This is a genomic window from Agrobacterium sp. CNPSo 2736 (genome assembly GCF_004005385.1).
GTDB lineage: Bacteria > Pseudomonadota > Alphaproteobacteria > Rhizobiales > Rhizobiaceae > Agrobacterium > Agrobacterium leguminum.
On sequence record NZ_RZTX01000046.1, the window covers coordinates 1 to 5,637 of the forward strand.

General features: G+C 55.1%; 5 protein-coding genes and 2 pseudogenes. 5 read left to right on the plus strand and 2 right to left on the minus strand.

Annotated features, from left to right (window positions below; all coding sequences use genetic code 11):
• Positions 1–180, plus strand: a 180-nt coding sequence (locus EM858_RS26875; RefSeq protein ID WP_280960158.1) for a TrbI/VirB10 family protein, incomplete at its 5' end; no start/stop codon positions are given.
• A gap of 705 nt (positions 181–885) precedes the next feature.
• Here the strand turns inward: EM858_RS26875 and EM858_RS27585 are convergent.
• Positions 886–1,434: a hypothetical protein gene (locus EM858_RS27585; RefSeq protein ID WP_245483075.1), complete on the minus strand. Its 549-nt coding sequence runs from the start codon at positions 1,432–1,434 to the stop codon at positions 886–888.
• Here EM858_RS27585 and EM858_RS27590 point away from each other — a divergent pair.
• The 3 genes and pseudogenes from EM858_RS27590 to EM858_RS26895 all read left to right on the plus strand — a co-directional run bounded on the left by EM858_RS27590 (position 1,336) and on the right by EM858_RS26895 (position 3,663).
• Positions 1,336–1,533: a helix-turn-helix domain-containing protein gene (locus tag EM858_RS27590; protein ID WP_245483074.1), complete on the plus strand. Its 198-nt coding sequence runs from the start codon at positions 1,336–1,338 to the stop codon at positions 1,531–1,533. The two genes, EM858_RS27585 and EM858_RS27590, sit on opposite strands and share 99 nt — an antisense overlap.
• A 56-nt stretch (positions 1,534–1,589) precedes the next feature.
• A pseudogene (locus tag EM858_RS26890) lies at positions 1,590–2,906 on the plus strand (transposase); the annotation flags it as partial.
• A 34-nt stretch (positions 2,907–2,940) separates the two neighbouring features.
• On the plus strand, positions 2,941–3,663 hold the full coding sequence (locus EM858_RS26895; protein WP_245483072.1) for a GntR family transcriptional regulator: 723 nt from the start codon (positions 2,941–2,943) through the stop codon (positions 3,661–3,663).
• Between the two features lie 274 nt (positions 3,664–3,937).
• Here EM858_RS26895 and EM858_RS27595 read toward each other — a convergent pair.
• Positions 3,938–4,199, minus strand: a pseudogene (locus tag EM858_RS27595) (transposase); the annotation flags it as partial.
• A 125-nt stretch (positions 4,200–4,324) separates the two neighbouring features.
• Here EM858_RS27595 and EM858_RS26900 point away from each other — a divergent pair.
• The coding region (locus tag EM858_RS26900) for an amino acid adenylation domain-containing protein (RefSeq protein WP_245483073.1) at positions 4,325–5,637 on the plus strand (1,313 nt) is incomplete at its 3' end.

The following is a 5,637-nucleotide window of genomic DNA, read 5'->3' on the forward strand; positions in this document are numbered from 1 at the left end:
ACGCAGGAGACCGCGTCGGATGCGGCAAGGCGGAATTTCGCGGAAAGTTTCGGTCGCGTGGCCGAGCAGACGATTAGTCGAAACCTGAATGTCCAGCCGACGCTTGAGATCAGGCCTGGCTACAAGTTCAACGTGCTGGTTGATCAGGACATCGTGTTTCAGGGGTCGTACCGAAAGTAGGTTTCTGGTGCAGGAAACGACGGCATGCCGGCGTCATCTTTCAGTCTCGAACGCCTCATGTCTATAGCGCTTTGCTCTAATAATCCGTGGCGATACTGCAGCTGAGGGAAGATGAGAAAGCTGGTCGAAGCGCTGACTGGATCCCGACCATTGCGAGGAAGCGGGCGTCCTACCCATGGAATTTGTCGAGATCTGGAACGAGATTTGGCCCACCAGTTCCTTGCGAAGTTTCATCGTCGCCTTCGCCCTCTTCGCCCTTCTGGACCAGAGGGCTGAAAGATCGGAGCGGCCCACATGATGCTTCTTGATGCGCATGGTCTGGCTCGCGCCTAAAACGCGCAGCCGTCGACACACTTCTGCCTGTAGCAAATATTGCGATCGCACGTATCGGATCCGACAGATTCCGCCGCTTTGTCGCATCCATGACAAAATTTTGTTGAGGCCTTTCTAAGGTTGAATCAGGTTAACTTGTTGTAATGAAATTGCAAAATTTCTTTCAAAATCGATCATACAAACGGCACAGATCTTGAAGTTCTTCACCGCGAGCCGGCTGGCTCGAAATGCCACCCTGTCGCGCGCTGTCGCGATTGTTTGAACAAGAGAGTTGAGCAACATGGCAAATCGGCATCAAATCGCAATGAAGGGATAAGCAGAGCGCCGATGAACCCAATGGTCCTGATTTGTTCGCAAGACGCGGAGTTCTATTTAAATTACAGCCACATCCTGAGGATGGCCGGCTTCGCGAGTGGATTGGCCGGCGGCTTTGAGGAAGTGCTTGCAATGGTCGACGAACGGGATGCGCAGGCTGTGGTGTTGGACTGCCAGCCCACGAGCGTGGCATTCTCCAAAAGCTGCGTTCGACTGAAGCGAAAGCTCCAGCTTGGCGATGTACCTGTCGTTGCGTTGATCCCGCCCGGAGCCGGAAGCCAGCAACTCGACCTCTTGAAGGCCGGCATTGACGAGAGCTTCATACGTCCAGTCGCGCCGGCTAAGGTAATCGACTATCTGCGCGCGAAGACAGTTTCGGCGCCACCGGCGCCACACGGCCGATCGCTTTGCTGTGGCGACCTTGAAATGATGGTTGATACGTACCGGGTGCGCTGCAGTGGCCAAGAGATACATCTCGGACCGATTGAGTTCAACTTGCTCCGGCACCTGCTTGAGCATCCTCAGAAGACCTTTAGCCGAGGCGATTTGATTCGCGCAGTCTGGCCTGACAATATCCACGTGGGTGAACGCACCGTCGATGTTCATATCAGCCGGCTCAGAAGAACGCTGGGGACGTCCTCACCTCGCCGGATCATTCGCACGATCAGGTCGGCCGGTTATTGCCTCGAAGAACCGGGCAACTGACATAAATGGCCAGTCCTGAAGGCGTACAGAAGCTTGATTGTGGCCCAGAAACAGCTCGGGTTTTGCAGCGCAAGCAAAATGGCGAGCGCGCCGACCGGCTCCGCCTCGTGGCCAATGAGGAACGGGTCTCGTTTGCCTTCGAAGAAGTGGAAACCGGCCTATCAGAAATCCTCAGTGAATTCGACTGCGCAGCCAAAGACAAACCGACGCGAGCGCCCCGTTCGCGCAAGGTTTTTGCCGCACATCTCGAGTGCATCGAGGAGGTCATAGAGCCGGCGATTTCGGCCGGGGTCAAAGTGCTGGAAAAGGTTTTGATCGATCAGGACCGCTGGGAACATCTAGGCGTCCTGCCGCCGACGTTCAGTGTTGTCGTGACGCGTTGTCCCAAATACGCTTTTCGGAGCAGCGACGGGGCGGTCCAAGCCCTGACACCGACACACCTCATCGAAGACGGGCTGCCGCCCTATATCGCCGTTTCCAAATACTCCGGCAGTCTTCCTCTTTATCGCCAGGAAGCAATCTATCTGGGTGCGGAGATCAGCCGATCGCTGATGGCCCAATGGATAGAGCATCTCGGCTTCAAACTGCGGATGCTGACAGATTATAATCAGGATAGGGTCAAGCAGGGCGGAAGGATCTTTTGCCGACGAGACGACCCTGCCGGCTCTTGCGCGCCGTTTGGGGAAAACCAAAAAGCTTACGAACGCGACGACCGCGCCTATGGTGGAACAAGTCCGCCGATGGTGGCATATCGTCTTGAAGACAGCAAAGTGCGGATCGCGTGATGCGTCATCTCTCCAGATTCACCGGCATCCTGCAAGTGGATGGCTACTCGGCTTCTACCGATCTCGTCAAGACGCGGGCAAAAACCGGCAGCAACGAAACGGCACAGCTTGCGGGATGTTGGGGATATCTACGGCGCAAGTTTTGTGACCTGCACATAAGCGGAATCTCGCAGGCCGCCACAGACGCTGTACCCGCAATCACCGATCTCTGGCACATCGAGGGTGAAGTTCGCGGGAAGATTGCCGACAGCCGCACCATCCGGCCCCACCTGAAATCCTCAGCTATGGTCGCTGGCCTCTTCGAGCTCCGGGGCAAGGAACTGGGGAAATTCTCGAGAAAATCTAAAACCGCCGAGCCGGTACGCGCTCAGCCGGCGCGAAGCGCTGGAACGCTTTCTGATGGACCGCCGCATCGAGATCAGTTCCACCATCGCCGAACGATAGTCGCACGCTTGCACCTACAAAATGAATCGCGTTGATCCGCTCGACTGGCTCTCGCGGACCCGCATTACTCAGGTCTGGCCCGCATCCGAAATCGAAGCCCTCATACCTTGGAAGTTCATGTCAGACGCCTCCGCTTATGAATGACCCCGATAATACCCGATTTTGGAGATCAACCCAAATGTCACAACGCTCGAAGTACGAAATACCACCATTCAAGGCTTCCCCGAGTTCGACTATTGAGCATGTCTATACGGAACTGAAGAACGCATTGATGTCTGGGGAATTTTGGCCCGGGCAGCCGATGCGTCTCAACGATCTGGCTGCCGCATTCGGCACCAGCCACATGCCGATCCGCGAGTCGCTCAACCGGCTCAGCGGCATCGACATACTCGAACGGGCGCCGCGACAATCCGCGCGCGTTCCAATGATCACTGCTGAAGGCCTCCGCGATCTACTGCAAGTGCGCCTTCTGAATGAACGGCAGGCGATAATCTGGGGCGCAAAGAAATCTTCTGGCAAGATTCTGAACTATGTCAGAGAAATTGACGACAAAATGAATCTGCTCAATCTGGAAAAGAAAGCTGACCTCAAAGAGTATCTGAAGCTAAACCAACTGTTTCATTTTACCGTGTACAATCTCTCTCAAAACAAGGTCTTGATGAACACGATCGAGGCGCATTGGCTCCAGGCGGGCCCGGTCCTCGGGCTCAGGCGGAAAGAAACAAAAGTTGTTGCGGACCACCAAAATCATCGCGAAATAATCGACCAGTTGGAGAAAGGCAACGGCTTGGCTGCCGCCGACGCCCTCGAGCGCAACATCATTGAAGCGCATGAGCAGGTTCTTGCGATTCTTAACAAGTCTGACCTGAAGAATCGTGCGGGAAATCAAGGCCGTGCCTAGGAACGCGCAATCGTGTCTCGAAGTGGCAACAGACTTGTACCTTGTGCCCGTCGCAGCACTAGGTGACCTATGTGCGGGTGACTGGACGCAGGAGTGCATTGGCCAGCGCCTTCATCGCTGTGGTGATCGCGGGTATTCCGAAATTCAAGCCAAGACAGAGCCGAACCATCGATAGTCAGGCGAACGCACCTCTCCCTAGTTTCACTCAGTCAAGACTTGGTTGAGACTTTGGTTCGATCCGCGATTTCGTGGATCGTCTGCGCGTCTACGAATGCTTGCCTCCGGTGAAGTGAGGCTTGGGAGTAAGGTCGCGACAGGCCGCAAAGTCCCTCGCACACGAAGTTGCCGACATCCGGGATGGTGGCTGCGGCAATCGTTGCGGACATCATTCCCACACCGGGATCGTAACCAAACGCTGGTTTGTTTCGCCAGGTTCGTTGGCCCCTTCGATCCGTCTGTCAGCCGTTCGATCCGCTGCTTCGTCTCGGACATGGTCGGAGTGTAAGGTCTCGGGCAACCGCGCTGCTTTCCGGCATCCCCGCACTCTTCGCCCGAAATATTAAGAACATATTAAGTTTTTGTAAACCGATTGACTGTGCAACTTCCGCCGATAAGGTAAAAAACCTATTCAACGATGCCATAGCATGCCGAAAGAAGAATTATGCAGAGTTTATACAACGCCAAAAGTCCTTCAGAGCAGACTATTGCGTCGTCTGTGCTTCGGCATGCATCCAAATTTCCTTTTCGTCCGGCTGTAATTTACGGAACAGAAGTGATCAACTACATGGATTTGTGGCGGCGAGCCCGTGAGATAGCTTGCGCCCTAAAAACTGGACGTAAAGGGGGTTTGGACCGCGTCGCAATCCATCTTCCCATCGGCGTTGACCGGATCGCGGCGATCCTCGGCTGTCAAATCCTGGGTGTTCCCTACGTTCCTGTGGAACCCAATCTTCCAGAGAGTCGCATTCGCGAGATGCTTGCGCAAGTGAAGCCGAGCGTGCTCCTCAGTTCTTCAGCCGTCTACTCGGCGAGTCTCGAGGATGTCTCGTCGGGCTCGCCAGTGCTCGTCGAGAAAGTTAGAGTGCGCGCAGCCGACGGTGGACCGTCGAACGGAGATGTGGCGCTGCCGCCAAAGTCCAGTGGCTACGTTATCTTTACCTCGGGTTCAACTGGCAAGCCGAAGGCAGTCGACATGAGAGGAGCAGCGCTTCAAAACCTGGTGGATTGGCAGATCGAACTTTCGACCCTGTCAGACAATGCGGCAACCGCTCAGTTCGCCCCTATTTCGTTTGATGTATCGTTTCAGGAGATCTTCTCCACCCTCTGCTGCGGTGGCCGTATCGTCATTCTAACGAATGAACAGCGGATCGACCCCGATTTGCTTTCCGACGAGATACAGCGTGCCCGGGTGGAACGACTGTTCCTGCCATTTGTCGCCCTCCAGCAATTGGCGTCGAGTTGCGTGGAGCGCAATGTGTTTCCCCACTGTCTACGCGAGATCCACACCGCCGGCGAACAGCTCGTGGTCTCTTCCGCTTTGCGAGAGTTTTTCGACAAGCTCCCCCAGTGTCGGCTCTTCAATCAGTACGGTCCCTCCGAGACCCACGTCGTCTCCTGTCACGAGCTTGACGGCAATCCAACCGAATGGCCTAGGTTGCCACCGATCGGTCGGGCTCTGCCGAATGTCGAACTCCTTATTTTAGATGAAGATGCGCGACCGGTGAGGTCACGTGAGGTGGGAGAGCTCTATATCGGTGGCGTTTGTCTCGCACAGGGTTATTTCCAGGATAACGAGCGGACAGAGGAACGATTCGTAACTATTGATGTTAACGGCACGTCAACGAGATTGTATCGGACCGGAGACTTTGCGACGTCAGATGAAAGTGGCTGTTTTTTCTTTTGTGGTCGCCGTGACGATCAAATCAAAATCGACGGCCACAGGGTAGAACTCGGGGAAATTGAGAGCGTTATAGC